The organism is Cytobacillus depressus (genome assembly GCF_008923245.1).
GTDB classification, from domain to species: Bacteria; Bacillota; Bacilli; order Bacillales; family Cytobacillaceae; genus Cytobacillus; species Cytobacillus depressus.
The window spans coordinates 1-26,797 of record NZ_WBOS01000007.1 but is presented as its reverse complement, the minus strand read 5'-3'; the positions used below and the strand labels follow the sequence as shown (position 1 = coordinate 26,797).

At 38.7% G+C, this 26,797-nt stretch carries 23 protein-coding genes and 2 riboswitches; of the genes, 11 read left to right on the top strand and 12 right to left on the bottom strand.

The annotated features are described in order from the left end of the window. Positions 1 to 87: 87 nt before the first annotated feature. Both F7731_RS15420 and F7731_RS15415 read right to left on the bottom strand, forming a co-directional pair. A complete protein-coding gene (locus F7731_RS15420) occupies positions 88 to 1,320 on the bottom strand; it encodes an ATP-binding protein (RefSeq protein ID WP_151535678.1) in 1,233 nt (410 codons plus the stop codon). A 172-nt stretch (positions 1,321 to 1,492) separates the two neighbouring features. Beyond that, the gene (locus F7731_RS15415; RefSeq protein WP_246197232.1) at positions 1,493 to 3,220 is read right to left on the bottom strand and encodes an AAA family ATPase; all 1,728 of its coding nucleotides are present in this window, start codon (positions 3,218 to 3,220) and stop codon (positions 1,493 to 1,495) included. A 191-nt stretch (positions 3,221 to 3,411) separates the two neighbouring features. After that, positions 3,412 to 3,514, top strand: a riboswitch (TPP riboswitch). 67 nt (positions 3,515 to 3,581) lie between these two features. On the opposite strand from F7731_RS15415, the gene thiT reads away from it, so the two are divergent. Beyond that, complete coding sequence (gene thiT / locus F7731_RS15410) at positions 3,582 to 4,181, top strand: energy-coupled thiamine transporter ThiT (RefSeq protein ID WP_151535677.1); 600 nt, start codon at positions 3,582 to 3,584, stop codon at positions 4,179 to 4,181. A 215-nt stretch (positions 4,182 to 4,396) separates the two neighbouring features. On the opposite strand, the gene F7731_RS15405 is transcribed toward thiT, so the two are convergent. Continuing rightward, entirely contained in the window at positions 4,397 to 5,395 is a 999-nt protein-coding gene (locus F7731_RS15405; protein ID WP_246197231.1) for a thermonuclease family protein, read from the bottom strand. 270 nt (positions 5,396 to 5,665) lie between these two features. On the opposite strand from F7731_RS15405, the gene F7731_RS15400 reads away from it, so the two are divergent. Then, complete coding sequence (locus F7731_RS15400; RefSeq protein WP_246197237.1) at positions 5,666 to 6,010, top strand: ferritin-like domain-containing protein; 345 nt, start codon at positions 5,666 to 5,668, stop codon at positions 6,008 to 6,010. Positions 6,011 to 6,058: 48 nt separating this feature from the next. Here the strand turns inward: F7731_RS15400 and F7731_RS26530 are convergent, their stop codons facing one another. Further along, on the bottom strand, positions 6,059 to 6,199 hold the full coding sequence (locus F7731_RS26530) for a YwzD family small protein (protein WP_170289717.1): 141 nt from the start codon (positions 6,197 to 6,199) through the stop codon (positions 6,059 to 6,061). 296 nt (positions 6,200 to 6,495) lie between these two features. Here F7731_RS26530 and F7731_RS27095 point away from each other — a divergent pair, with 296 nt between their 5' ends. The 3 genes from F7731_RS27095 to F7731_RS15390 all read left to right on the top strand — a co-directional run bounded on the left by F7731_RS27095 (position 6,496) and on the right by F7731_RS15390 (position 9,342). Next, complete coding sequence (locus F7731_RS27095; protein ID WP_281352552.1) at positions 6,496 to 6,624, top strand: hypothetical protein; 129 nt, start codon at positions 6,496 to 6,498, stop codon at positions 6,622 to 6,624. Between the two features lie 135 nt (positions 6,625 to 6,759). Beyond that, complete coding sequence (locus F7731_RS15395; protein ID WP_170289720.1) at positions 6,760 to 8,634, top strand: beta-propeller domain-containing protein; 1,875 nt, start codon at positions 6,760 to 6,762, stop codon at positions 8,632 to 8,634. 141 nt (positions 8,635 to 8,775) lie between these two features. After that, positions 8,776 to 9,342 (top strand): glycerol-3-phosphate acyltransferase, encoded by a 567-nt coding sequence (locus F7731_RS15390; protein ID WP_151535674.1) that lies wholly within the window; start codon positions 8,776 to 8,778, stop codon positions 9,340 to 9,342. A 27-nt stretch (positions 9,343 to 9,369) separates the two neighbouring features. Here F7731_RS15390 and F7731_RS15385 read toward each other — a convergent pair whose 3' ends face one another. Then, entirely contained in the window at positions 9,370 to 9,762 is a 393-nt protein-coding gene (locus F7731_RS15385) for a globin domain-containing protein (protein ID WP_151535673.1), read from the bottom strand. A 164-nt stretch (positions 9,763 to 9,926) separates the two neighbouring features. Here F7731_RS15385 and F7731_RS15380 point away from each other — a divergent pair, with 164 nt between their 5' ends. Then, positions 9,927 to 10,130, top strand: coding sequence for a zinc ribbon domain-containing protein (locus F7731_RS15380; protein ID WP_425482018.1), 204 nt, complete (start codon positions 9,927 to 9,929; stop codon positions 10,128 to 10,130). Between the two features lie 163 nt (positions 10,131 to 10,293). On the opposite strand, the gene F7731_RS26525 is transcribed toward F7731_RS15380, so the two are convergent. Then, positions 10,294 to 10,458 (bottom strand): hypothetical protein, encoded by a 165-nt coding sequence (locus F7731_RS26525; protein ID WP_170289719.1) that lies wholly within the window; start codon positions 10,456 to 10,458, stop codon positions 10,294 to 10,296. A 139-nt stretch (positions 10,459 to 10,597) separates the two neighbouring features. On the opposite strand from F7731_RS26525, the gene F7731_RS26520 reads away from it, so the two are divergent. Genes F7731_RS26520 through F7731_RS15370 form a run of 3 tightly spaced genes read left to right on the top strand, consistent with a single transcriptional unit; the run spans position 10,598 to position 11,468 of the window. Beyond that, positions 10,598 to 10,744, top strand: a complete 147-nt coding sequence (locus F7731_RS26520; RefSeq protein WP_170289718.1) for a hypothetical protein — start codon at positions 10,598 to 10,600, stop codon at positions 10,742 to 10,744. Beyond that, positions 10,741 to 11,064, top strand: coding sequence for a YqzG/YhdC family protein (locus F7731_RS15375; protein ID WP_151535671.1), 324 nt, complete (start codon positions 10,741 to 10,743; stop codon positions 11,062 to 11,064). Before F7731_RS26520 ends, F7731_RS15375 begins: the two co-directional genes overlap by 4 nt. Before the next feature lie 17 nt (positions 11,065 to 11,081). After that, positions 11,082 to 11,468, top strand: a complete 387-nt coding sequence (locus tag F7731_RS15370; protein WP_151535670.1) for a hypothetical protein — start codon at positions 11,082 to 11,084, stop codon at positions 11,466 to 11,468. A 23-nt stretch (positions 11,469 to 11,491) separates the two neighbouring features. Here the strand turns inward: F7731_RS15370 and F7731_RS15365 are convergent, their stop codons facing one another. The 6 genes from F7731_RS15365 to F7731_RS15340 form a co-directional block, all read right to left on the bottom strand. Next, positions 11,492 to 11,983 (bottom strand): (2Fe-2S)-binding protein, encoded by a 492-nt coding sequence (locus tag F7731_RS15365; RefSeq protein ID WP_151535669.1) that lies wholly within the window; start codon positions 11,981 to 11,983, stop codon positions 11,492 to 11,494. Beyond that, positions 11,980 to 12,819, bottom strand: coding sequence for an FAD binding domain-containing protein (locus F7731_RS15360; RefSeq protein ID WP_151535668.1), 840 nt, complete (start codon positions 12,817 to 12,819; stop codon positions 11,980 to 11,982). The genes F7731_RS15365 and F7731_RS15360 overlap by 4 nt, the downstream gene beginning before the upstream one ends. Next, positions 12,816 to 15,155, bottom strand: coding sequence for a xanthine dehydrogenase family protein molybdopterin-binding subunit (locus F7731_RS15355; RefSeq protein ID WP_151535667.1), 2,340 nt, complete (start codon positions 15,153 to 15,155; stop codon positions 12,816 to 12,818). The genes F7731_RS15360 and F7731_RS15355 overlap by 4 nt, the downstream gene beginning before the upstream one ends. Before the next feature lie 208 nt (positions 15,156 to 15,363). Then, positions 15,364 to 18,810, bottom strand: coding sequence for a methionine synthase (gene metH, locus F7731_RS15350; RefSeq protein ID WP_151535666.1), 3,447 nt, complete (start codon positions 18,808 to 18,810; stop codon positions 15,364 to 15,366). After that, positions 18,788 to 20,653: a bifunctional homocysteine S-methyltransferase/methylenetetrahydrofolate reductase gene (locus F7731_RS15345; protein ID WP_151535665.1), complete on the bottom strand. Its 1,866-nt coding sequence runs from the start codon at positions 20,651 to 20,653 to the stop codon at positions 18,788 to 18,790. The genes metH and F7731_RS15345 overlap by 23 nt, the downstream gene beginning before the upstream one ends. A gap of 50 nt (positions 20,654 to 20,703) precedes the next feature. After that, complete coding sequence (locus F7731_RS15340; protein ID WP_151535664.1) at positions 20,704 to 21,816, bottom strand: methionine biosynthesis PLP-dependent protein; 1,113 nt, start codon at positions 21,814 to 21,816, stop codon at positions 20,704 to 20,706. 219 nt (positions 21,817 to 22,035) lie between these two features. Continuing rightward, a riboswitch (SAM riboswitch) is annotated at positions 22,036 to 22,153 on the bottom strand. Positions 22,154 to 22,547: 394 nt separating this feature from the next. On the opposite strand from F7731_RS15340, the gene F7731_RS15335 reads away from it, so the two are divergent. After that, entirely contained in the window at positions 22,548 to 25,391 is a 2,844-nt protein-coding gene (locus F7731_RS15335; RefSeq protein ID WP_151535663.1) for a 2-oxoglutarate dehydrogenase E1 component, read from the top strand. Position 25,392: 1 nt separating this feature from the next. Then, a complete protein-coding gene (gene odhB / locus F7731_RS15330) occupies positions 25,393 to 26,652 on the top strand; it encodes a 2-oxoglutarate dehydrogenase complex dihydrolipoyllysine-residue succinyltransferase (RefSeq protein ID WP_151535662.1) in 1,260 nt (419 codons plus the stop codon). The last annotated feature ends 145 nt before the right edge of the window (positions 26,653 to 26,797 follow it).

Below are 26,797 nucleotides of genomic sequence, written 5' to 3'. Positions count from 1 at the left end.
GCAAAATCAGACATATCCTGTGATTGCCGTCAAAAATTAGCGCATATTGACGTTTAAAACGAAAACTGTCGTAATTACAACGCTCTTTTACATCGGAAAAGTGATTTTAAATGACGTACCTTCATTTTCTGTACTGCTAATTTCATAGTCACCCTTCATCCGTTTGATAATATCAAATGTAATCATTAATCCAAGGCCAGTTCCTTTTGTTTTAGTCGAATAATAAGGTTGTCCTAATTGTTTTAGTTGAAGAGGAGAAAGGCCAATCCCATCATCATTTATTTCTACAATTGCAAGGTGACTTTGCTGGAAAGCAATAATTTCTAAGTTCCCTCCATTAGGCATAGCCTCAATCCCATTTTTAATGACATTAATGAACAATTGCTTGCATTCATTAATATTTCCTGCAATCAACAAATTATCTTCCACATTCAAAATAATGTTTACATTCGACATAACAGCATATGGTCTCATGAAATCTGCTGTGTCGAAAATAATTTTGGACAAGGGAATTGATTCTGTTAATGGACTTGAAGGACGGGCAAGAGATAAAAAATCATTAATAATATGATGAGTCCGATCTAGTTCCTCTAATGATAGGGAAATAAACATTCCTTGATTAGAAGTTAAATTTTTTTCATCCTTCATCAATTGCAAAAAGCCGCGAATGGTTGTCATTGGATTTCTAATTTCGTGAGCGATAGATGCAGCTAACTGGCTAATGGCATTTAATTTATCGGCATTTTTTAATTGTTCCATCATAATTACATGGAGCTTATTCATTTCAATTAAATAAATTATGGCAGAAAGAGTAACAATAGAAATGGCTGAAAATGATAATAGATGAGGAATATCTTCTATATAGCCAATTTGAATTAAATAAATTGAACGTGTACCAAAAATTAAAAGGTAGAAGATGATTCCTGTAAATAGCTTAAAGGGTAGCTTACTCTTATGATAACGCTTGTAAACACTAAAAAACAAAATAGATATAATAAAATAATTGATAATCGTTAGTAAAACTTTATCGATTTCTACAATGAATGTGACGCTTATAAGGAATCCAATAACAATGAGTCCATACCTTGGTTTGATATAAAAGAATGCAATAAATACGGGAATATATTTAAAATCAAATTCTAATCCGTCAGCAATGCGAACGGGAAATAACATTGATAATAATAAGGAAATACAAATAACGATAAGAAAAATCCAATTCTTCCTCTGACATCTGCTTTGTCTATGTAAAATGATATTCACAAGCGGAATGATCATCATGATGAAAAAATGGAAAAATAATTCTGAAATAAAACCTTTCAAAAGAACCAGTCCTTTATGCCCTTATTTTTTATGTCTCCTTTTATTTATACGAATGGCATAATGATTCCTTTAATTACTATGAAAAATAATCCTTCATTAAACGGCATTTTTCGACAAACCATAAAAAAACGACTCTCCAAAAGAGAGTCGATCAAGCAATAAAGCATCTTAATTATACTAAAACGGTTTCTATCTTCACCTCTACGATGTCTTGTACCTCTGCACCTTCTAGCGTTTCCTTTTTGAGAAGTTCTTGAACTAATAATGAAAATTGAGGACGATTGTTATTAATGAGCATTTCTGATTTTTCCAGTGCTTTTTGGAATAACTCCTGCATTTTTGCTTCTTTGTCAACCTTATTAAAGGTTAAAGTAAAACCGTCTTCAAGCAAGCCTGTATCAACCATTTGCTCAATAACCTGCTTCGCTTGCTGAACATCTCCGCTAACACCAATGCTATGCTCACCGAGGAAAATACGTTCAGCTACTCCACCTGCAAGAATCATTGAGACTTGATCAAGCATATCGCTCGTTGTCGACAGTTGCATTTCTTTCGGAATTGGTGCGACATACCCAAGTGCTTGTCCGCGGGGGATGATTGTCGCTTTTCGAACAGAGCCAGGCTTCGTAATGGCCGCAACTAGGGCGTGACCAGATTCGTGAATTGCTACACGTTTTTTCGTATCTTGATTTTGCAATGTTCTCGTTGTGCTTCCTAAAATCGTGCGATCAAGAGCAAAATCTAAATCTTCCTTCGAAATCATCTCTTTTTCATTGCGGACTGCTCTGCGACTCGCCGTTTCGAAAAGTGAATGAAGGTCAGCACCTGAAAAACCAGATGTACTTTCAGCAAGCTCATCAAGTGAGTTCCAAACATTATCAGCTAAAATTCGATTTTTCGTATGAATTTCAATGATTTCCTTTCTGCCCTTCGTATCTGGAAGTGGTACATTGAAAGTAAAATCAATTCGCCCTGGACGTAAGAAGGCATCGTCTAACATATCTTTACGGTTCGTTGCTGCAATGAAAAGAATGTCATCATTGGAATGACCGCCATCTAATTGCACAAGAAGCTCTGTTAATGTTTTTTCGCTTTCCTCGCCACCGTGTTGCTTTCTTTTTCCTGCAAGGGCATCGACTTCATCAATGAAAATGACGGCAGGCTTTTGTTTTCGCGCATTTTGAAACAATGTTCTTACACGGGATGCACCAACACCGACAAACATTTCATTAAAGGCAGATCCGCTAGTTGAAAAGAATGTCGCACCAAGCTCTTTCGCAATGGCTTGAGCAAGCAAAGTTTTACCTGTTCCAGGAGGGCCATATAATAAAATTCCTTTTGGCGGTTTCACTCCTAATTTCAAGGAACGTTCGGGATCTTTCAACGTCGAAAGCGTCTGCATAATTTCCTCTTTCATTTCACCTTGAATCCCACCAACATCAGCAAGTGAAATCGAAGGGAGCGGCCTTGCTTTTGAAACACTTTGTTTCATCGTATTTGCTGCGCCAAGCCCGCCTTTACCAGATTTATATAAATAGATGCCTAATCCAGCAAGGACAATGACTAGGCCTCCTAAAATCCAAGGGGTATAAGGACTAGCTGATGAAAATGTATATTGAACATGATAGTTTTCTACTAATTTATCAATCATTTGACTGTTTGGCGGCACCTGGGATTTATATTCACCTTCGCCTGTCCCAATCGTCAAATTGCCGTTTTTATCTTCATTTATCGAAACCATTTCGCCCTTTTGGGAAATGATTAATTTTTCAACAGAAGAAAAGGGGATTGTCACTGCTTTATTTCCGGATTGAAAAGACCAAATAATAGCTGCCATTATCAGCAAAAACCCAACAATAATCGGAACTATGGTTGAAGACTTGTTAAATTGTAATCTCACCTTTTTACCTCCTTACTGTACTTCATTATTATAAAGAAGAATCGAAGGGGGGGATAGGTCAATATTCATGTAAAATGATGCAATAAATGGGAATTGATTTACAAATAACAAGTAAGAACAATATCATTATTCTAAGACTTCACAAATATTGGGTATTGAGTTATACTTATGGTGCATTATACATATACATACGTAACCACAAGGGGAGCTTTTCGCTGAGAGTGAACAGGAAGCTGTTCTGACCCTTCGAACCTGTTAGATAATACTAGCGCAGGAATGTGGCATGAATAGAATGGTTTTTTTTATGCTGTTTTCTATTCTCCCCCTTGAGGTAACGAACGATTAAAAGGGGGAGTTTTTTATGAAAAAATTAGGTTTACTTGCATTAATTGAGGCAGCTTTTTTCGCGGCATTTGCGATTGTTTTAGATTTGTTGCCGTCTATTAAGCCAATTCCGTCTGTGTCCATCTCATTCGCAATGGTCCCAATCTTTATCCTCGCTTTTCGCTGGGGATTTAAAGTCAGCCTGCTTTCTGGATTTCTTTGGGGGATACTACAAATTGCGATCGGGGATGCCTGGATCGTTACACCCGTACAAGGGTTTATAGAATATTTTCTAGCATTTGCATTTATTGGTTTTGCCGGTCTTTTCTATAATTTTATTCAAAAAGAGCTTAGATATGGGGATAAGAAAAAAGCGTTTGGCTGGATGATTGCTGCTGTCTTTGCTGGTAGCCTTGCCCGTTATTTCTGGCATTTTATTGCAGGAATGATTTTCTTCGGAGAATATGCACCAAAAGGGATGTCACCAGTTTTATTTTCATTCGCCGCCAACGGAGCAAGCATGCTCGGCTCATGGGCATTATGTTCGATCGTTGTCATTCTAGTGCTTTTTAAAGCACCTCGATTAATCATTCGAAAAGATGACACATTATTAATCACTCATCATAAAGCTTCTTAATTAATTTGCTTACAGATATGAAAGCGTATTTCAGTAAAAAAGCTGTCCATTCAGTCAGGAACACTGACTTATGGGCAGCTTTTCTTATTGTCTAGCTCCAGCACCTAGCCCCTCGAGGTCATAAGCCAATTAGTCAAGAATGTTAAAGAACAACCTTCTCGCCTAATTGGCTTATGCTTGTCGTGGCTGGACAGGCGCTTCCACTTTTCTTTTTATTATGATCTTTTTTTCTTTTTTCTAAAGAAGTAAATAAGCGAAATGATTGCTAAAATCCCAATAATTGCATTACCTGATGAGCTCTTAGACTCAGGTGCTTCATTTTGACCTGAACTTTCATCCTTTTTATTATCGCTCACTTTTTCTTCGATAGGCAACGTATTTACTTCCTTCTCTAAATCTTCTGTATTAATAGGCTGTTTAATATTTTTTTCGTCTGCAGAAACTTCTTCTTGAGGGGCATACATTCCTTTTGATAATTTCTTAGCATCAGCCATGGCAGAAATAATCCGGTCTTCATATAAATAATCCCCATAATCATAGAATTTTTTCACGAAGCCAACCTTTGTAATTTCCTCTTGAAACAATTGATCTCCAACCCAAATCCAGGCAAGCAAGCGATCGTATTTGTCAAAAAGACTAGGGCCGTCCGTTTCGAGTGTAATTTTGTCGGACTTTAAAAAGTTACATGCAAACGCACTCGCTTCTTTTCCGAATGGTTCAACCTTATTCGTACTCTCTGGTGTATCGATATAGAGAAACCTCGTTTTATAAACTTGTCCATTAATATTAAAATGCGCGGTATCTCCATCGACACATTTTACGAGCTCTGCAGAATATTTCTCACCAAGCTTCAGCTCATTACTAGTAGATTGGGTGGCGTTAACCGTTGTCGTTTGCTTGCCAGCTTCAATTTGCCCGGCATTGGTATTTTGACTTGAGAAAGAATATCCCTCTAAATCAACCTTCCCTTCATTTAATCCGGATGTACAGGTTGAATTACTATTAATTGTTTTTATTAATTGAATCAGTTCTGTCATGTTTGACGCTTTTTTTGCAAGCTCAGTCGGATCGTGAAGTAAATAAACACAATCAGCTTTCCGGAAATGGCCGCCTAATTCATCTTTTCCTCCAGGATGTGCTTCCGATTTAACAGGAAAAGAAAATAATAAAATGATAGCAGCGAACAATATTAAATTTTGTTTTACTTTATACACTTTTACTACCTCCGATTGAACGTTCATTCGAATATAGTACCATATATAAATAGATTTTACCCTATTTCCAGAATATTCGAAATGCGACAAATTTCATATACATACATATTAATGACGGTATTCACCATAAACCCATATTTTCGTAATATATATCAATGAAAATAAGGAGGTATTCACTTGTATCCATATTACCACTATCGAGAAAAGCAAAGACAGACAACTCAATTGATCAATGATTTGACTAAAGCGATCAATGGATAATATAGTGCAATATATTGTTATCGAAAAATTGCTAGTATGGCACCTTCACCAAAAGAGAGTGAGCAAATTCTTGAAATAAGACAAGATGAAATAAGGCATTTCCAAAATTTTTCACAAATTTATTCAAACTTAACAGGCAATGAGCCTCAGCCACAAGTGATTGAGGAATGTCCGAACAATTATAAAAATGGACTCGAATTCGCCTTTTTAGACGAACAAAAAACAGTTGATTTCTATTTAGGAATGGCCGATTACATTGCTGATATATCTATAAAAAATGCCTTTAAACGAGCGGCAGCCGACGAACAAAACCACGCTGTTTGGTTTTTATATTATTTAGTGAAGCAAAAATAAAAGAAATCGGCGCAAACCGATTTCTTTTATTTTACATGTAAATAGTCATCATTTCTTCATTAATGGTTCAAGTTGTCTCGTTATTTCTCTAAGTAATTCATTGACTGTCAATTGATTTTCATTTTGCCCTTTAATAACGGCTGATTGCAAAACCTTTGCAAACTCATATGAACTCATTTTCTTTCTCATATTTAACACCTACTAATGTTCATTTAATGAAAGAAATCTCAATATGAATCGTCAATGCCCATTACAGTATATTGAAGATCTTTTTTTGGGTGAATTTAGGCAAAGCCTAATTTTTAATAAAAAAATGATTTTAAAGGAAATCAACATAGTTAATAAAAATAGTTTAGTTGTTTAGAAATTTGGGTAAAAGTTTTTAAAATAATTTCTTTATGACCCTCATAATGCAGCCAGTCGGTTCGAAAACTTTTATAAAACACGCAGCTATGAGGATTTTGCTCAGATTAGGAGGTCTGATTATGGTATTAATCAATACTGATATCGATCAATTATTAGAGGCAACAGAGGAAATTGCAGAAGACAAGTTTAGTTATATGATCAGACAAATTGAAATTGATGATTTACTTGAAAATACACAAGATTGGTAATGAATTATAGATATTGATATCCACTCAAAAACGAGTGGATATTTTTATTTCCCCAAGAAAATGATGGATTTTGATGCAGCTTTTGTAACGAATGGAAGAACTTCTCCGTCAATAGAGAATAAAGGGGGAAGGACAATGAAAATAAGATGGATGCTAGTAGGTAGTGTTTTTGCCTTAATCGGAGTTATTATTTCAATATTCCAAATTGCAGAAGAAAAGAGTGTACATGGCATTCAAGCAGTTGAAAAGAAGGATGGGCTTCCTTCTTTTGATTCTAAAAGCAGCTTAAACAGTCTTTTATTAAAACGATTTAAGGCTGTAGCAAAGGAAGAAAAGACTTCAGTGGCGATGGATATGGTTTCACAGGAAAGTGCGAAAGCAGAATCGGCAGGAGCTGATTACTCCGAGACAAATGTCCAAGTTGAAGGCATTGATGAAGGGGATCTTCTAAAGACTGATGGAACTCATATTTATCAAGTATCAGATGGCAAGGTACAAATTATTCAAGCAGCACCAGCGAATCAAATGAAGGTCGATTCGGTAATTTCCTTCGAGACTTCTTTTTCGCCTTATCAGTTATTTTTATACGATGATTTATTAATGGTTATCGGTCATAGCTATGGAAATATGGTGCAAACAAATGCAAAAGAAATGGCCAAAATGATGATCGCACCAATCGATGAAACTATGAAAGCAGTTATTTATGATGTGAAAAATAAACAAAGGCCGCAAAAAATAAGGGAGCTAGAAGTAGAAGGATCACTTCTTGCCTCTAGATTAATGGATGGAAAAGTTTATGTCATCACGAATAAATATCCGCAAATTTGGCTGCTAAGGGAAAATACACAAATGGATATCCGGCCAAAATACTCTGATTCAGCTAAACAAACCGAAATGGAGCCAGTTGACTATAGTAAAATAAAATACTTCCCCGATTCAAACGAAACAAATTTTACAAATATTGCTGTCATTGATTTAGAGAAGCCAACAGAAAAAATGTCATTTTCCACTTATGTCGGCAGTGGACAAAATATATATATGTCTAAAAACAATCTTTACCTAGCTGTCACCAATTATGAATCATCCTTATTAGGGGATAACCAGTCAAAGACAACCGTTTATAAATTTACGGTTAATGGTATGGAAGTTGAGTTCAAGAAATCAGCTGAAGTACCTGGTAACGTATTGAATCAGTTCTCCATGGATGAATATAACGGACATTTCCGCATTGCCACAACGAAAGGTCAAGTGTGGAATGATCGCAAACCTTCAGCCAATAATCTATATATTTTGGATGAAAATTTAACACAAGTTGGCAAGCTTGAGGATTTAGCAAAAGGAGAACGAATTTATTCTGCCCGTTTTATGAATGACCGCATATACATCGTTACCTTTAGAGAAACAGATCCATTATTCGTAATCGATGGGAAGGATCCAAAAAATCCACAAGTATTAGGTGAATTGAAGATTCCAGGCTTCAGCAATTATCTTCACCCTATCGATGACAACCATCTGCTCGGCTTTGGATATGATACGAAGGTGTTAAGCGGAAAGGGGGCTGGGAACCAGCCGATTATCTTGACTGATGGCGTGAAGCTGTCCATATTTGATGTGACAGATATGAAAAATCCGCAAGAAAAATTCACAGAAATTATTGGCGGCCGGGGAACTTACTCACCACTAAATTATGACCATAAAGCAATGTTATTTGATAAAAAGAACCATCTCTTTGCTTTTCCAATTTCAGTTTATCAAAATTCAAAGAAAAGCGAATTTGAATCAATTTATGAATTCCAGGGAGCCTACGTTTACAATATTGATCTTCAATCTGGCTTTTCTCTTAAAGCTAAAATCACTCATCAGGACCCGAAAGCGCCATATGAGGAATGGGAGAATAATATTCAAAGGCTAATGTATATAGGAGACTCACTATATGCCACATCACCAGAAAAAATCTCTTCATACGAACGTCATTCATTGAAGAAAGAAGGAGAATTGAGCTTGAAATAATAAATCGCCGATTTAAAATAACACCCATCTAAAATGGGTGTTATTTTATTGAATATTGAATAAAACTTGTCCATAATTAGGATATATTTCATATGAATTCCACATATTCATGTACTATTAATTCGAAAAAAGGAGATAACTATGGAACTTATTCTCTTTTTAGCAGGGGCATACTTCATCGGCAATTTCCTGACAGCCCATATTTTAATGAAGTTATTTCGTAAACGCTCAATCAATAGTCAAGGATCTGGCAACCCCGGTGCCAGAAATATCGGGCGCCTATACGGTAAAAAGGCTTTTCTCATAACCTTTCTAGGTGATGCGTTGAAGGGCAGTCTCGTCATCTTAGTCGGTCGTATGCTTGAATTTACAGAAATTGAACTTCTCTTTGGTCTTATTCTTGCAGTGATCGGTCACATTAAGCCCATTTTCTTCCGATTTAAAGGTGGAAAGGGAGTATCCACGTTTATTGGCGGAATCATCACATTTGAACCATTATTGGCTATAGTTATCGTTAGTGGTTTTTTCATCATTTATCCATTCACGAAAAGCTTTACTATTTCAGGTCTCGGAGCTTTCTGCTTAATTCCATTAACAGTTTCCTATCTATACCAATCAATGGAGCTTATGTGGACGCTAGTCGTTTTAATTATCATTATTATCCTAGCTCATTCTGAAAATTTAATAAAGAAATTCCGCCATACATAATGAAAGAATTTTGTTCAAAATGTACAGTTAATCCTGATCCTGTGTGTTTACCATAATTCCCGCAACTTGAGTTAGACGAGTATAAAAAGCTTGCCCGGCAGGATCTTTATCAAGGCCAATTTCTTGGAATGCTTCCTTCATGCAGCGCAGCCAGCAGTTTGCTCTTTTTGATGTAACTTCGAATGGAAGGTGGCGCTGCTGCATGGCAGGCGGACCAAATTCTTGGCTAAAAAGGGCTGGACCTCCAGTAAATTGCGAAAGAAACATCTGCTGCTTTCTCATAATTTCTTTCATATCACCTTCAAACAAAGGGCTTAAATCAGGATCTGCATATACACGAGGGTAGAAAGCATTTACAAGTTTATCAATTGTTTCATGTCCGCCAATTTCCGTAAAAAGGGTTTTTAAATTCGCACTCATATTGATCACCTTCATCCATATTTTCCTTTATTATTGCTAATTATAATGGTAGCACAAATGAAGTTTTGTGATATAAATCACGATTATCTATTTACTTTTTTAAATCCATATTTTCCCTTAGTATAATACTTCTGAAAACGGAAGGGGAGAGAAAATTGAGCAATTTGAAGAAAGGTTGTATTAAATGTGGGAGCACAGATGCAGGTCAAAAGGAGGTTGCAATGACAGGGAGCGGTTTATCAAAAATGTTTGATATTCAGCATAATAAGTTTCTCGTCGTTTATTGTAAAAACTGTGGTTACTCAGAATTTTATAATCGCAAATCATCTACTGCTGGAAATGTATTAGATCTCTTTTTCGGCGGTTAATTACAAATGCGTAAGCGCCTTGTTCACCCCCGACAAGCACAAGGCGAGCCTTGCAGAAAGGTGTTCTTTCCTTTCTGTGAGGATTGGCTTGTGACCTCGAGGGGGTAGGCGCTGGAGCTAGACGGCGAACTGAAAGCATTGCCAAGCAAAGGGCAATGCTTTTTTAGTCTTCTGTATTGTTTGTATTAACGACTTCAACCGTGTTCTGTTCTTCAGTAGAAATATTTAAGTCAAGAAAGGAATTCGTAACGATTGTTTCTGTTGTAAAAGCACTATTCATGTTTTCATCGATTTGCGAAAAATCGGGGATGTCTTTTTCTTGCGCCATTTTCCACACCTCCTTATCCTTAGCTTGCAATAATTTAAAGAAAATATTCCATTATATTTACGGATTTTTCGCCCATTGAATAAGGTGATTCAGAATGTCATACGCTATACGAAAAAGCTGAAAGCGGGTAGGAATTAAAATGAAAAAAGAAATTGGAATGGAATGCAAAGATGGGAAAGATTTATTGCACCATTATTTAGAAGAACAGATTGCTTATATTTCGGTATTAGAAGAGGAGGAAAGAATACGCGAGGAAATTGAAAATAAAGGAAATAATCCGATATGATCCTTTTGTTCAGTAGAGTAATCATCGCTTCTACAATCCTATTCTTAAGTATGACTCACATTTCAAATGCTCGTCCAGATGCTCCACCTTATGCGAAGTGGGGACAGTTAGCCGTAAAAACAGCAAAGGAAAAATATCCAAACGCAAATATAGTTGATTATTTGCATATTGGCAGGGAAGAAAAGGTAAAATCATCAATAGAAAAATTTAAACTATGGCTAAGAGAGGGCGGAAAGGAATTCGGATTATTTATTTATATTGAGTTTGATCCAAAAAACGATCGGATTATTCAAATTAGTACAAGACAGTCGGCTACATAAATAAAAAGAGGGATGATATGAATCAGAAAAACCAACAACATGGCCAAAGCTTTCAAGAACAGCAGATCAAGCAAATGCAACAGGAAGCAAAGTTAAACCAGTCTCAACTCGATCAACAATTCCAAATGCAAAAGAAGCATGCATTACAAGTGATGCAGCAAGCAGGACAAACGATACAGCAAAACGTTTCCTCAATGGATTTACAATCATTACAGCAAGCGCAGCAGCAGCTGCAGCAAGCGAATCAGCTGCTTTCCCATATGCAGGGGATAGCCGTAACTCAGTCAGCAACGACGCAACAGCAGCAATTGGAACAAGTTCAGCAGCAAATCGAACAAGCTTCTCAAACTCTTCAGCTAATTGATTCATTAAATAATGAAAATAATAGTTATAAAAAAGGTTAAAAAGCAAACCTCAAGTTACAATGTTAACTTGGGGTTTGCTTCGATTGGGTTTCTTGTAAAACAAATTTTATCGCTTCTTTTATCTCCTGATAGCCTGTACACCTGCATAAATTCGATTGGAGCCATTCGTCAATGATTTCATCGTCAGCATTTGGGTGTTTTTCCTTTAAAGCATGACCAACGAGAACGAAGCCTGGTGTGCAATAACCACATTGAATCGCCCAGTGATCGACAAATGATTTTTGCATCGGGGAATCGATTAGGCCTTCAATTGTCATAATCGGCTGATCCGTTGCCTCGACCGTTAAGCAAAGACAGGAATGCATCGGTTCATTTTCAACTAACACGGTACAGGCACCACAATCACCATTTTCACATGCCCGTTTTGCCCCAGTTAACCCAAGTTCAGTTCGCAATGTGTGAAGGAGTGTATCAGCTGAGCGTACAGTAACCTCGCGAGTATCGCCATTAACATGCAGTTTAATGACTGTTTTGGAAGTTCCATTAGAGATCATGAGATTTTTCCCTCCAATTCATAAAGCATTTCTTGTATCGTATTTTGGAAGACGAATTCCCGATATTCAGCAGAAGCCCAAATATCATTGACAATCGGACTAGGCAACAGCTTTATTGCTTCCATAATTCGGTCCTTTAAAGGAATCGAGAAGTCGTTCAAAATTTCTTCTATTTGTTCCGAACGGAAAGGGTATTCACATACGCCGCTAAAAGCTGCACAAATTTTCTTATCTTTAGCGAATGCGGCAAGTGAGACAATCGGGTAGCCTACTTTTGACATTTTTGTTTTTTTTAGACTAATATATGGCAATTCTGTATATTCACGATCAACCAATACTTGCATAAGGAATTGTCCGTGCTTCAAATTTAATGTTTGATTAAAAACCTCAGCAATTGGAAAGAATTCTATTCCATTGCTCCCAGCGACTTTAATTGTTGCTTCTGCTAATAAAAGTGGCAGCACAGCCTCCCGGTAAATAAGCTTGCTTTGCAGATTTCCCCCAAGCGTAATTTTATTTCTTGACGTATGATCGGCAATTCCTTTCAATTTCTGACCTAATAACGGATAAATATTCGTATCGGCAATTTTGTTTAAAGTGACAGCAGATCCAATCACAACTTTTTCTCCTCTAATCTCAAGCTTCTGACATTCTGCTATCCCTTTCAAATCAATGACAGCGTCAGCACTCACATGACTCATCCGAGCCATCGTAATAAATTCCGTCCCGCCCGATAAAAAAATGACGTTCTTTCCGCTGTTGTCAAGTGTATGAAAAGTTCGTACAGCCTCTTCAAAAGTAGAAGGCCGATAATATTCGAAGTCGAAAGGAATCATTGGTTGCTCTCCTTTTTCGCTTTCCAAATAAGTTCAGGAATGAGGGGCAATTGGTTTAAATCAATTTCGGCCGCAGCAGATAAGCCATTGGCAAGGGCAGCTGGCATGCCGATTACACCGTATTCGCCAATGCCGCGAGCTCCATATGGACCGTCAATCGTTGGCGATTCTATAAAATCAACGACATATTCCGGCTGTTCGCCAAATCTCATGATCTGATAGGATCTTAATTGTGGATTAAGAACGATCCCATTATTATCAAAAACAAAAGCTTCATGACTAGCAAAGCTCAATCCTAAATACATCCCCCCGCGCATTTGCTGAGTCGCAGTTGCTGGATTAATAATTGTTCCGCCATCTAAAACCGTTACGGCCTTTAAAATTTTATAAGTAAAATCATGTGGGTCCCATTCCACTTCCACCGCTTGTGCACCGAGAGACCACCAAGGACCAACCTTGCCAAATCCAGTTTCCTTATCCATTGGTGTCAAATGACGCTGTATATACTTCCCATGACCAAGGACTTGTCCTTCAATAGCATGGCCATTTGGATATTTATAGCCAATGGCGATATCTTGGATTTTTACGCCGTATTCGGGACTAGGCTTTAAATAAACACGGCCGCCGCCAACTTCTAAATCTTCAGATTGGCATTGCAGAACGATGGATGCCGTCTTTTTAAGCTGGTTAATAGCATCTTCAGCCGCTACCATGACAGCTCTTCCTGCCAAAAAGGTCGTACTACTAGCAACGGTCCGCCATTGATGCGGATCAAACTGTGTATTTACTTCCATTTTCACATGGATTTTATTGATATCCATTTTTAGTTTTTCGGCTAAAATTTGGGCGAGGATTGTTTTTGTCCCTTGTCCTAGCTCAATCGCTGCACAATTTAAATTTACGCTCCCATCAGCCTCAAATGTCAAAATCACTCCTGATTGGGCGTTCGTAGCTGTTGTTGATGTTTTCCAAAATAAACTGACACCTTTAGTCCTGATTCTATTTCCATTTTGCACAACTTGCCCTTTATCCCATTGAATCAGCTCTTTTGCCCGCAGAATACATTTGTTTGCATCCCCAATATTGCTTGCATTAATCACGGTCTGTGTTGGAGAAGTATCGCCAGGCTTGATTGTATTCATTAATCGTAAATCAATCGGATCCATCTGTAATTTCTTCGCAAGCATATCCATTGTCCGCTCGACAGCAAAGGTAAGCTCTGGGTGGGCGTAGCCTCTGAAGGATGTTCCGTATGGGTGGTTCGTATACATACAATAAGAGTCACACCAAACATTTGAGATTTGATATGGCCCTGTACAATCTAACGCGGCAGCTCTCGTAATTCCTGCCGCCTGATCGGTATATGCACCTGAATCGATCAAGAAAGTATATTGACCAGCGATAATTTTACCGTCTTTATTTGCGCCAAGCCTAATCGTTGCATCAAAGCCGATATGTCCTGGTGCTGTAATCATATCTTCCTCACGGTCATAATTTAATTTCACCATTTTTCCGCCGACCGCTTTTGAGGCCAAATAGGCGAGAGGTTCTAATTGCACTGTTCCTTTCCCGCCGAATGCGCCGCCAAGCATCGGCACATGAACGATAATTTTTCCTAATTCGAGGTTAAAAAATTGGTTAAGCACTTTTTTAATTGTAAATGGGGATTGATTGCACGTATGAACGATTACTTGACCAGCGGGATTAATTTCAACGCGAACACTTCTCGTTTCCAATGCGACATGATCTGATATGTTAAAGGAAAACCTTTTAGTAATTTGCTCCGCACATGTTTCCCAAGCAGACATGAAATCCCCTTTGCGAATTTTTATATGACTGCCGATATTTGTTCCTTGCTTAGGATAGACATTAGTTATAATTTTCATATATTGTCCAGAATTCTCATGAACAAGCGGCGAATCTTTTTGAAAAGCTTGTTGAACAGAATTGACAACCGGCAATGGTTCATAATGAAAGATAATTTTATTAGCAGCTTGCTTTGCGCGATACTCTTCGTCAGCGACAACGATTGCAATCGGCTCCCCATAATAGCGAACCTTTTCAAAAGCTAGAGGAGGGCGGTCTGCTAAAATGGGACCAATATGATAAGGGAACATATCTCCTGTGACAATCGCTCGAACACCTGGAACCTTCCAAGCTTCAGTCGTATCAATCGATTGAATCTTCGCATGAGCATGTGTACTTGTGGAGAGCTTTGCATGTAAAAGGCTAGGCATTTCCAAATCACCGACATATTTAACGGTACCCGCTGCTTTCTCCACAATATCCAATCTTTTTTCGGGTTTACCGATTGATTTCCAAACAGTATCGTCCATTATTTTCAAAACCTCCTAGCCATAACTAAACGGTAAATCCTACATTAATATGTTTCGTTCCAGCCATATTTTAACCAAAAACTAGTAAAACATTCATTTCAGAGCTCGATTAGCGGATTTCAGCCATGGGTGTACTCTGTTAATCGAATAGAAAAAGCCAAAAACGTCAAGAAGGTTCATCAACGTTTTTGGCTTTTCACTTATTATGCTATAAAACATTAAAATATCTAGCTTCAGGATGAGCGAATACGATTGCTGAGACAGAGGCTTCCGGCTCCATCATACAGCCCTCTGTTAAATTTACACCGATATCTTCTGGGCTGATCAGCTTGAATAGCTTACGTTGATCCTCTAAATCAGGGCAAGCAGGGTAGCCGAATGAGAAGCGTTGTCCTTGATATTTGGTAGCAAAACGCTCTCTCATCGTCATTTCGACAGGGTCAGGGAAGCCCCAGCGATCGCGAATTTGTCTGTGAACGAGTTCCGCAAATCCTTCCGCTGTTTCAAGGGCAAGAGATTGTAATGCATGACATTCTAAGAAACGGCCTTGTTCCTTCAATTGGTCTGCCACCTGTCTAATCCCTCTGCCTGCTGTCACTGTAAAGAAGGCGACATAATCCATTTGTCCGCTATCCTTTGATTTTAAATAGTCTGCTAAGCAGAGATAAGGTTCAGCTTCCTGTCTTGGAAATTCAAATGTTTCAATAATATCCGTCTGCTCTTCATTATAAATGAGCACTTTATCACCATCTGATTGAGCTGGGAAGAATTGATACACGGCTGCTGGTGTAATCCAGTCGTTTGCTTTGGCATCCTCAATTAACTCATTTACCATGTCATTCATTTTAATCGCCTTTTCATCTCCTTCAGCAAGCAGTTTTTCAAGCTTGCCTTTTAAGCCGAGATGATGTCCGATCAGCATTTGCTTATTAATGTATGGCTCAATATGCGAAATTGAAATCGAATTCAATACACGTCTTTTTAAATCCTTCGGCACAAAAACAGGGACATTTGTATTCAATTTCGGTCTTACTTTAACAGCAGTTGCGATAGCGATCGAGCTACGATCAAAAGGAACAGCATTTTGCGCTGCCACTTGCTTTTCAAATTGTTCGCTCTTTAATTTTTCAAATTCGACAGGGTCTTGCAGCTGGTTTGCAAGAGAAAGGCCGTTCATTGCATCTTTTGCATACAAAACAAGGCCATCGTATTCTTTTGAAATTTTCGTATCTGTAAATTTACGAGAAAGGGCAGCCCCGCCGACAAGGATAGGAATATCAATTCCGGCTTGCTTTAAATCATGTGCAGTCAATACCATTTGCTGTGCTGATTTGACAAGTAATCCCGACAAGCCAATCATGTCTGGCTTTTCCTTTCTAATCGTTTCAACAAGCTCGGAAGGAGGGACTTTTATGCCGAGATCAATCACTTCATAGCCATTATTGCTTAATATGATATCAACTAAATTTTTCCCGATATCGTGTACGTCACCCTTGACAGTAGCGATGACAATTTTTCCTTTATTAGCAGTTGCATCGTCCTTCTCCATATATGGTTCAAGGAAGGAAACAGATGCCTTCATCACCTCTGCACTTTGTAGCACTTCAGCTACAATTAACTGATTATCATTGAATAATCGGCCGACCTCTTTCATTCCGTCCATCAACGGTCCGTTAATAATGTCAAGTGGGGCAGGGTAGGTATGCATAGCTTCCTCCAAATCTGGAATTAAGCCTTCTTTCGTTCCTTCTACTATATAGTAGGCAAGACGCTCCTCAAGAGTCATATCAGGCATTATGCTTTTTTGCTCTTTTTTCTTATCACGGTAAAAATCCGTAAAAGCAGCAAGGTTTTCATCATTTGTTTCAAATAATAGTTTCTCAGCTAATTCGACTTCTTCTTTCGGGATGGAAGCGAATCTCTCAAGTTTTTCTGTGTTAACGATCGCATAATCAAGGCCCGCCAGTGTGCAATGGTAAAGAAACACAGAGTTTAATATTTCACGACCGACAGGAGGGAGGCCGAAAGAAACATTACTAATCCCTAAAACCGTTTGAACTTCAGGCATTGCTTCTTTAATGAAACGAATCCCGTCGACCGTTGCTTTTGCACTACCGATATATTGTTCATCACCAGTGCCTACAGGGAAGACGAGCGGATCAAAAATGATATCCTCAGGCTGAATTCCATATTTATTGACGAGTAAATCATAGGAACGCTTCGCAATCTCCAACTTTTTCTCAGCCGTCACTCCCATTCCTTTTTCATCGATCGTCCCGACAACAACAGCTGCTCCATATTTATGAACAAGGGGGGCAATGGCTGCAAATCTTTCCTCGCCATCTTCAAGATTAATAGAATTAATAATTGCTTTCCCTTGTGAATACGAAAGAGCTTTTTCAATAACTGTGTCATCTGTTGAGTCAATGACGAGAGGGGCTTTGACTTTCTTAACTACTTCTTTAATAAAGCTTTCCATATCCTGAACTTCTTCACGGTCGGGATCGGCAAGACAGACATCGATGACATGGGCTCCGCCTTTAATTTGCGCTCTCGCTATTTCAGCAGCCTCTTCAAATTTGCCTTCTTTTATTAATCGTTTAAACTTACGTGAACCAATCACATTCGTCCGCTCACCAACCATGATCGGGCGAAGGGTAGGATCATCATAAATAAATGGCTCAATACCCGAAACTTTATGGACAGAAGATTTTTCATAGCTGCGCGGTTCGTATTTTTCCATTTCTGCTGCAATTGCTTGTATATGGGCTGGAGTCGTTCCACAGCAGCCGCCGACAATGTTCAGCCAGCCTTGAGAGGCGAATCCCCCAAGCTTCTTTGCCAGTGAGTCTGGTGTTTCATGATATTGTCCTTCTTCATCGGGAAGCCCGGCATTCGGATAACAGCTAACGGCTGAAGCAGCAAGACTTGAAAGAGAACGGATATGGTCTTGCATGAATTCCGGGCCTGTTGCACAGTTCAAGCCTACAGCTAAAGGCTTCATATGTTCCAATGAGATATAAAAAGCTTCAATCGATTGTCCGGCAAGGGTTGTGCCCATCGGTTCAATCGTTCCGGAAATGATAACTGGCAGCCTTTTCCCTGTTTTTTCGAATGCATTTTGAATGCCAATAAATCCAGCCTTCACATTTAGCATATCCTGACTCGTTTCTAATAGAAGAAGATCGACATCCCCGTCAATCAGCCCAATTGCTTGTTCTTCATAAGATTCTGTCAGCTTTTCAAAAGTCGTCCCACCTGTGACACTTAACGTCTTTGTCGTAGGTCCCATCGCACCGGCAACATAACGTGGCCAGTCAGAAGAAGTAATTATATCGACTGCATTTCTCGCGATGAGGGCTGCTTTTTTATTAATTTCATAAGCTTTATGACCTAATTGATATTCATCGAGAACAATACTAGCTGCTCCAAATGTGTTTGTAGAAACGATATCTGCACCAGCCTGCAAATATTTTAGGTGAATTTGTTCAATAACAGAAGGAGCAGTAATATTTAAATTTTCATTACAGCCGTCAAATTCTTCGCCGCCGAAATCATCAGCGGACAAATTGGCGTTTTGAAGCATCGTACCCATTGCGCCGTCCATAATCAAAATCTTTCTCTTAAGTTGTTCAGTTAGTGATGATTTCAGCATGTTGTTTCCTCCTTGCAATTTTGGCACTTGCTTCTTGAGTATATTTTGATAATTCAACAGTTAGGTCATAACGCATAAACGGGGTAATTAAATAAATACCATTAAATAGCTCTGCTGCCGTATCAATTAATGATTTTGTAATCGCAAGCCCTTCACGTGAAGCTCGAATCGGATCATCTTTGCATTCGGCCATTCTATTTCTAATTTCGTCTGAAATTTTGATGCCTGGCACTTCATTATGCAAAAATTCCGCATTTCGATGGCTTATTAAAGGCATTAATCCAATATAAATTGGCCTATTTAAGTGTTTCGTAGCCTCATGAACATCAACTAGCTTTTGTTCGGAAAAAACAGGCTGACTGACAAAATAGTCGGCGCCAAATGTAATTTTTTTCTCCAGACGCTGGACGGACTTTTCAAGGGATCTCACATTCGGATTAAAAGCTGCCCCAACTGAAAAGGCTGCATTCTCCCCTAAATCCTTACCAGAAATCGATAAGCCATCATTTAATTGCTTAATCATTTGAATTAACTCAAATGACGAGACGTCATACACAGAGGAGGCACCTGGAAAATCACCAACCCGGGCTGGATCGCCAGTTATTGCTAATACATCATGTAATCCGAGCGTATGAAGTCCCATTAAATGGGATTGTAAACCGATAATATTGCGGTCTCGACATGTAATATGGACTAAAGGTCTGATGCCAACTTCCTTTTTTACACGGTAGCCAAGAGCTGTATTACATACTCGAGGTGACGCTAATGAATTATCAGCAAGTGTAATCGCATCAATTCCGGCTTCCTTTAATGCTTTCGCCCCTTCAAAAAAGCTGCTCGTAATTAATTTTTTTGGCGGGTCTAATTCAACAATAATTGAAGGACGCTCCTGCACAATTTCATGTAATGGAGGTTCTTCCCGATTGGCAGCAGCATGTGTATTAATCTTAATTTGATTGCGCTTCTTTACAGTCTTTTCATAAACCGGAGGCAAGCCATTTAATTCGGAAGCGAAGGCCCGTATATGATCAGGTGTTGTACCGCAACAGCCGCCTAATAGTCTGACTCCTTGGTTTCTAAAGTCGCGTGCGGACTGTCTAAAATACTCCGAATCTCCCTCATAGTGAAATTTCCCATCCGTATAAGCTGGAATACTTGCATTTGGATAAACTGATAAGAATGCATGCTTTGGCAGCGGCACATTTTCAAGAGCTCGCAGCATATGATAAGGACCTAGACGGCAATTTAAGCCGACGATATCTGCACCTAAGTTTTCCAGATGTAATAATGCTTCAGGAACAGATGTTTGATCTTGTAATACATTTGCTTCATGAAGAGAAACTTGGGCAATAATCGGCAAATCGGTTTCTTTTCGTGCAATGGAAAGCACTTCCTCAAGTTCTTCCAAATCGTAATATGTTTCTAGCAATATACCATCTACACCTTCGAGCAAAAGGCAATAAAGCTGTTCGCGGAAGCTCCTTTTAATTTCTTCAAGAGGAATCATTTTTGGCTTAATTCCTCTGATTCCGCCGATCGTGCCCACTACAAAAGTATCTTGCTTTGCTGCTTTTCGCGCATTTCTTACAGCATAAGTATTCATTTCCTTTACATGATCCTCGAGGCCGTATCGTTGTAGCTTTATATAGTTTGCAGCATATGTGTTTGTCTGGATGAGATTCGCACCTGCTTGAATATAAGCTTCATGAATTTGCTGAATTTGTTCGGCATGGGTAATATTTAGATTCTCAAAGCAGCTATCCGTTCCGTAAGAATAAAGAAGTGTGCCCATAGCGCCATCAGCAATGACAATTTCATTTTTCATTTTTTCAAGGAAATTCATTGTGATCCCCCTTAATGGTCATGCTAATCTTTGAAATTAATAGAAAGTTTTTAGTTCGTAACACACTTCAATACTTTGGCAAAAGCATGTTCTAAATCTTGAATAATATCTTCAGCATTTTCGATGCCCACTGAAAAACGTAATAATCGATTACAAACACCAGTTTCTAAGCGGATGTTCTCCGGTATATCTGCATGTGTTTGTGTTGCGGGATATGTAATAAAGCTCTCTACACCGCCAAGGCTTTCCGCAAAAGTAATAAGGGACAAGCTTTGCAAAAATGGATTCACTAAAGACTCATGCTTAATTCGAAACGAAACCATGCCTCCGCGTCCAGGATAGAGAACATCAGTAACGGCTTCATGGGTAGAAAGATAGCGCACAATTTCCTTCGCGTTCTTTTCATGCTTTTCCATCCGAATAGCAAGGGTTTTCATCCCTCGAATGAGAAGCCAAGAATCAAACGGACTTAACACAGCACCTGCTCCATTATGATGAAAGGCTAATGATTCACATAATGCTTTTCCTTTCGCAACGACTAATCCCGCGAGAACGTCATTATGCCCGCCTAAATATTTCGTCGCACTATGGATCACAATATCTGCACCTGCATTCAATGGTTGCTGAATGACAGGGGTATAAAAGGTGTTATCAACGATCAGTAAAAGATTGTGCTGTTTAGCAAATACGGCTACCTCTTCAATATTAGTTTCCTCCATCAAAGGATTAGTAGGTGTTTCAATAAATATCGCCTTTGTGTTCGAAGAGATTTCCTTTTCAAGTTGAACAGGGGAGAAGTCCCGAACATACTTACATCGCAATCCCCATTTTTGATAGCCTTGTTCAAATAATCTATACGTTCCCCCGTATAAATCCTTGGACACAATCAATTCATCACCTGATTTGAAAAGAGAGAGAACAGTAAGAATGGCACCCATTCCAGAACTGCAGGCATAGCCTTGATCCCCGCACTCGAGTTTGGCGATTGCTTTCTCGAGCAATTGTCTCGTCGGATTACCTGTTCGAATGTAATCATAGCCTGTTGATTGGCCAATCCCTTCATGTCGAAAGGCGGTAGAGAAATATACTGGCGGATTAACTGTACCAGTCACGTTTTCACTTCGATTTCCAATTTGCGCAAGAATAGTGTCTACTTTATGCATGTCAGCACCCCTTTTAAAATTTGGCTATATTAGCGATTTATTGTTGATTACTAGCCTTATGCATGCATGCGAACGGGTTTTATTCGGGACGAATAACGTAGAAAGCAGGTATACATAAGGCGGTTTGATCGCCAACAATATTCATTAACAAAGCCTAAAATATAAAAATAAAAAAGCCTTCTTTAAGAAGAAGACTTTTTCATGTAAACATAGCCATTCTCCTTATCTTTCAAGTTTTTAAAAAAACTTGCAGGAATTAGCACCTTTTCAATCGATTTTACGATTGATGGTTGCTGAGGCGTCATTGGGCCTTACCCTCGACCTCTCTTGATAAGAAATGATTTAATTTTCTTTCAACTCTACACTAAAGCATTTAGAAAAGTCAATCCTTTTTCAGTGTATTTTTACTAATCAATTTATTTTAAAGAAAATTTTGTTTGAGAGATAGCAAATAATCAACCTCAATTCATCCAATTCGAAATTTTTAAATTATTTTATCAATATAAGAGATGAGTAGAAAAATAAGACATTTAATTTCTACTATATTTGAATGGAAAACCTTTGAAATACTAGCATTAACGTGTTAGAATGGCTTTGTGAATTATCAAATCTCAGAAAAAAATATTATTCTTTTAAATATAAAGATATTTTCTATTTAATCGAATTTTTTTTAGAGACTGGATAATGAAATTTTTTTAACTTTTTAAATATGGTGATGGGGGTTTTTTTTCATGAAAAAGCCATTGAATGGTGAAAGACCTGTAAATCAGGGGTTTTATGGTCCGAACCTTGGCTATGTCATTGAGCTGTACGAAAACTTTTTACAAAATCCTGAATCAGTAGATCCAGAAATGAGAGCTTATTTCGATGCGACAGGGTCACCTGTTGTTGAAAATACAAGCACCCATAATGCAGGGACAAATGTTGCAGTTCCATCTGCTGATCAGTTAGAAAAAACTTTGGCGGCCATTCGCTTAGCTGATAACATCAGATTCTATGGCCACCGCGCAGCTGATATTTATCCATTAAAAAATCGTGATCCTGAAAATCAACTCTTTGATTTATCTGCTTATGGATTAACGGAGGCAGACTTACAGGCCATCCCTGCGCATCTAATTTGTACCGATGCGAAAATACCACTTAGAAACGGTCATGATGCGATTGAGTATCTGAGAAGTGTGTATATGGGAACGATTGCATTTGAATTTCACCATGTAGATGATGAAAATGAAAAAGATTGGCTGCGGAAAAAAGTCGAATCAAGTGATCTCAAACTTCATCTGCAAGCAGAAGAAAAAACAAAAGTTCTTAAAAGACTAACTGAAGTAGAAGAATTCGAAAAGTTCTTGCATAGAACATTTGTCGGTCAAAAGAGGTTTTCCATTGAAGGACTCGATTCTATTGTTCCATTACTGGACGAAATCGTTTCCGACTCAGTCTCTGCGGGTACGAAAACAATTAATATTGGTATGGCCCACCGTGGACGTCTGAACGTTCTTGCCCATGTACTAGGCAAGCCGTATGAGATGATTTTTGCAGAATTCCAGCACGCTCCTAATAAAGAGCTTGTACCTTCAGAAGGCTCTATTGGCATTAGCTATGGATGGACTGGGGACGTAAAATACCATCTTGGTATAGATAAAAAAATTAAAGATGATAATACAACTATTGCCCGTTTGACTCTTGCAAATAATCCGAGTCACCTTGAATTTGTAGGAGCAGTCGTTGAAGGATATACACGTGCAGCGCAAGATGAACGCACAAGCAAGGGCTATCCGAAGGAAGATTTCAAATCCGCCCTTTCAATCATTATTCATGGCGACGCAGCCTTCCCAGGTCAAGGAGTAGTAGCGGAAACGCTGAATCTTGGTCAATTAAAAGGTTATAACACGGGTGGATCCATCCACATCATTGCTAATAACACGATTGGGTTCACAACTGAATCCCATGATTCACGTTCTACTAGATATGCTAGTGATTTAGCAAAAGGCTATGAAATTCCAATCCTTCATGTAAATGCGAATGATCCGGAAGCATGCTTAGCTGCAGCAAGACTAGCATGTGAGTACAGAGAGAAATTCCAAAAGGATTTCTTAATCGATCTCATTGGCTATCGCAGGTTCGGTCATAATGAAATGGATGAACCGATGACAACAAATCCGTTAATGTATAAAATCATACATCAAGAATTAACGGTAAAAGAACTATATGCTGAAAAGCTTATTAATCAGGCAACTTTAACGAAGGAAACTGCCGCACAAATGGAAGCGGATACTATTAGTAAGCTAAAAGCTGCCTATGAAAAAGTACCTGATAAAAAGGTTAGTATGGAAGATATGGATCCGCCAGAAATCGTTGAGAAGGGCCTTCCAAAAATCGAAACAGCTGTTCCATTGGAAACATTAAAGCAAATCAACAATGAGCTGCTTGGTTTCCCAGAAAACTTCAATGTATTCAATAAGCTTGATAAAATTTTGAAACGCCGTTTGGATGCATTAGAAGGAGAAGCGAAAATTGACTGGGGACATGCGGAAACATTAGCTTACGCTTCCATTTTAAGTGACGGAACACCTATCCGCTTAACAGGTCAAGACTCAGAGCGGGGAACTTTTGCGCATCGTAATATCGTTTTACATGACAATGAAACAGGTAAATCATATTCACCACTTCATCAAATGTCGTCGGCGAAAGCTTCATTTGCGGTTCATAATAGCCCATTATCCGAGATGGCTGTCCTTGGCTTTGAATATGGGTATAATGTCTTCGCTCCTGAAACACTTGTTTTATGGGAAGCACAATTCGGAGACTTCGCAAACTCTGCCCAAGTCATGTTTGATCAATTCATTGCCGCTGGCCGTGCGAAGTGGGGACAAAAATCTGGACTAGTTATGCTTCTTCCACATGGGTATGAAGGACAAGGGCCAGAGCATTCAAGTGCTCGTTTAGAAAGATTCTTAACTTTAGCTGCTGAAAATAACTGGACGGTAGCAAACCTTTCATCATCAGCGCAATACTTCCATATTTTACGCAGACAGGCAGCTATTTTGAATCGTGAGGAAGTACGTCCACTTGTTATTATGTCGCCTAAGAGTCTGCTTCGCCATCAGCTTGTTTCTTCAAGCAGCCAAGATTTAAGTGCAGGGGAGTTCAAGCCAGTTCTTGAACAGCCAGGTCTTGGTTTGGAAGCAGATAAAGTGACTCGTTTAATTATGGCTTCTGGAAAAATGACCATTGACTTAGCGGAAAATCTGAAAAATATTGAAAATAAAGATTGGTTCCATATTGTTCGTCTAGAAGAGATTTATCCTTTCCCAATGGAAGCAATTAAAGATATTATTCAACGATATCCGAACTTGAAAGAAATTGTCTGGGTACAAGAAGAGCCTAAAAACATGGGGGCTTGGACCTTTGTTGAGCCTCGATTAAAAGAACTTGGCGGTCAAAATATTGAAGTATCTTATGCAGGAAGACGCCGTCGTTCAAGCCCATCAGAAGGGGATCCAGTCATTCATAAACATGAACAAGCACGCATCATTGAAGAAGCATTAACGGACAAGCATGAAGGGGGAAATTAAGGTGGCTGAAATTAGAGTACCTGAATTAGCGGAATCGATTACTGAAGGAACGATTGCCCAATGGCTCAAAAAGCCGGGCGAAATGGTTAATAAAGGGGATTACATTGTAGAATTAGAAACAGATAAGGTAAACGTTGAAATCATTTCTGATTTCACAGGTGTATTAAAGGAAGTAAAAGCGCAAGAAGGCGATAATGTGAATGTAGGGGAAACAATCGCTGTTATTGACGAGAGTGGGGAAGCGGGAGCAGCTCCAGTATCTGTCGCGGCACCTATTCAAGAAGCACCTGTTCAGGAACAATCTGCAAAGCCAGCTGATCAAAATATTCCTGCCGGGGCAGAGGCTAATGATAAACAACAGCGTCCGATTGCCTCACCAGCAGCAAGAAAAATGGCAAGGGAAAAAGGAATCGATTTAACGCAAATCCCAACTGTTGATCCTTTAGGAAGAGTACGTGCGCAAGACGTTTCTTCATTTAATCCACAGCAACAAGCGAGTGCTTTACCAACACCGCCAGCTCCTAAAGCGGCACCTGTTCCAATGCAGCAAGATGAAGGCAAAAGAGTTGAGCGTATTCGCATGACTCGCCGTCGTCAAACGATTGCTAACCGTCTTGTTGAGGTTCAGCAAACAGCGGCCATGCTGACAACGTTTAATGAAGTTGATATGACGAACGTAATGAATCTTCGTAAAAAACGCAAAGATAAATTCTTTGAAGAAAATGATGTGAAATTAGGCTTTATGTCCTTCTTCACAAAAGCCGTTGTTGCCGCACTTAAGAAAAATCAATTCTTAAATGCAGAAATTCAAGGCGATGAAATCGTCCTGAAGAAGTTTTACGACATCGGTGTTGCCGTTTCAACGGATGAAGGATTAGTCGTACCAGTTGTACGTGATGCCGACCGCAAAAACTTTGCAGAAATTGAGAAGGATATTATGGATCTTGCAGTGAAGGCAAGAAACAATAAATTATCTTTAAATGATCTTCAAGGCGGAACATTCACAATTACAAATGGTGGAACATTCGGCTCATTACTATCTACACCAATTTTAAACGGACCTCAAGTAGGTATTTTAGGCATGCATGCGATCAATTTACGTCCAGTTGCTATCGATGCAGAGCGTATGGAAAACCGTCCAATGATGTATATTGCTTTATCGTATGACCACCGAATCGTCGATGGAAAAGAAGCAGTTACGTTCTTAAAACGAGTAAAAGAATTAATCGAAGATCCAGAATCACTTCTATTTGAAGCTTAAAAACAAACAAAAGCAGAGTGAAGCTGAACTGCCCCGTAAAAGTTAGACACTAATCTAATTTTTACGGGGGTTTTTTTATGGCAAAATTAAAAGTTGAACAAAGAATCCAAGCGGTTGAACGATATGTAAATGGACATGAATCCAT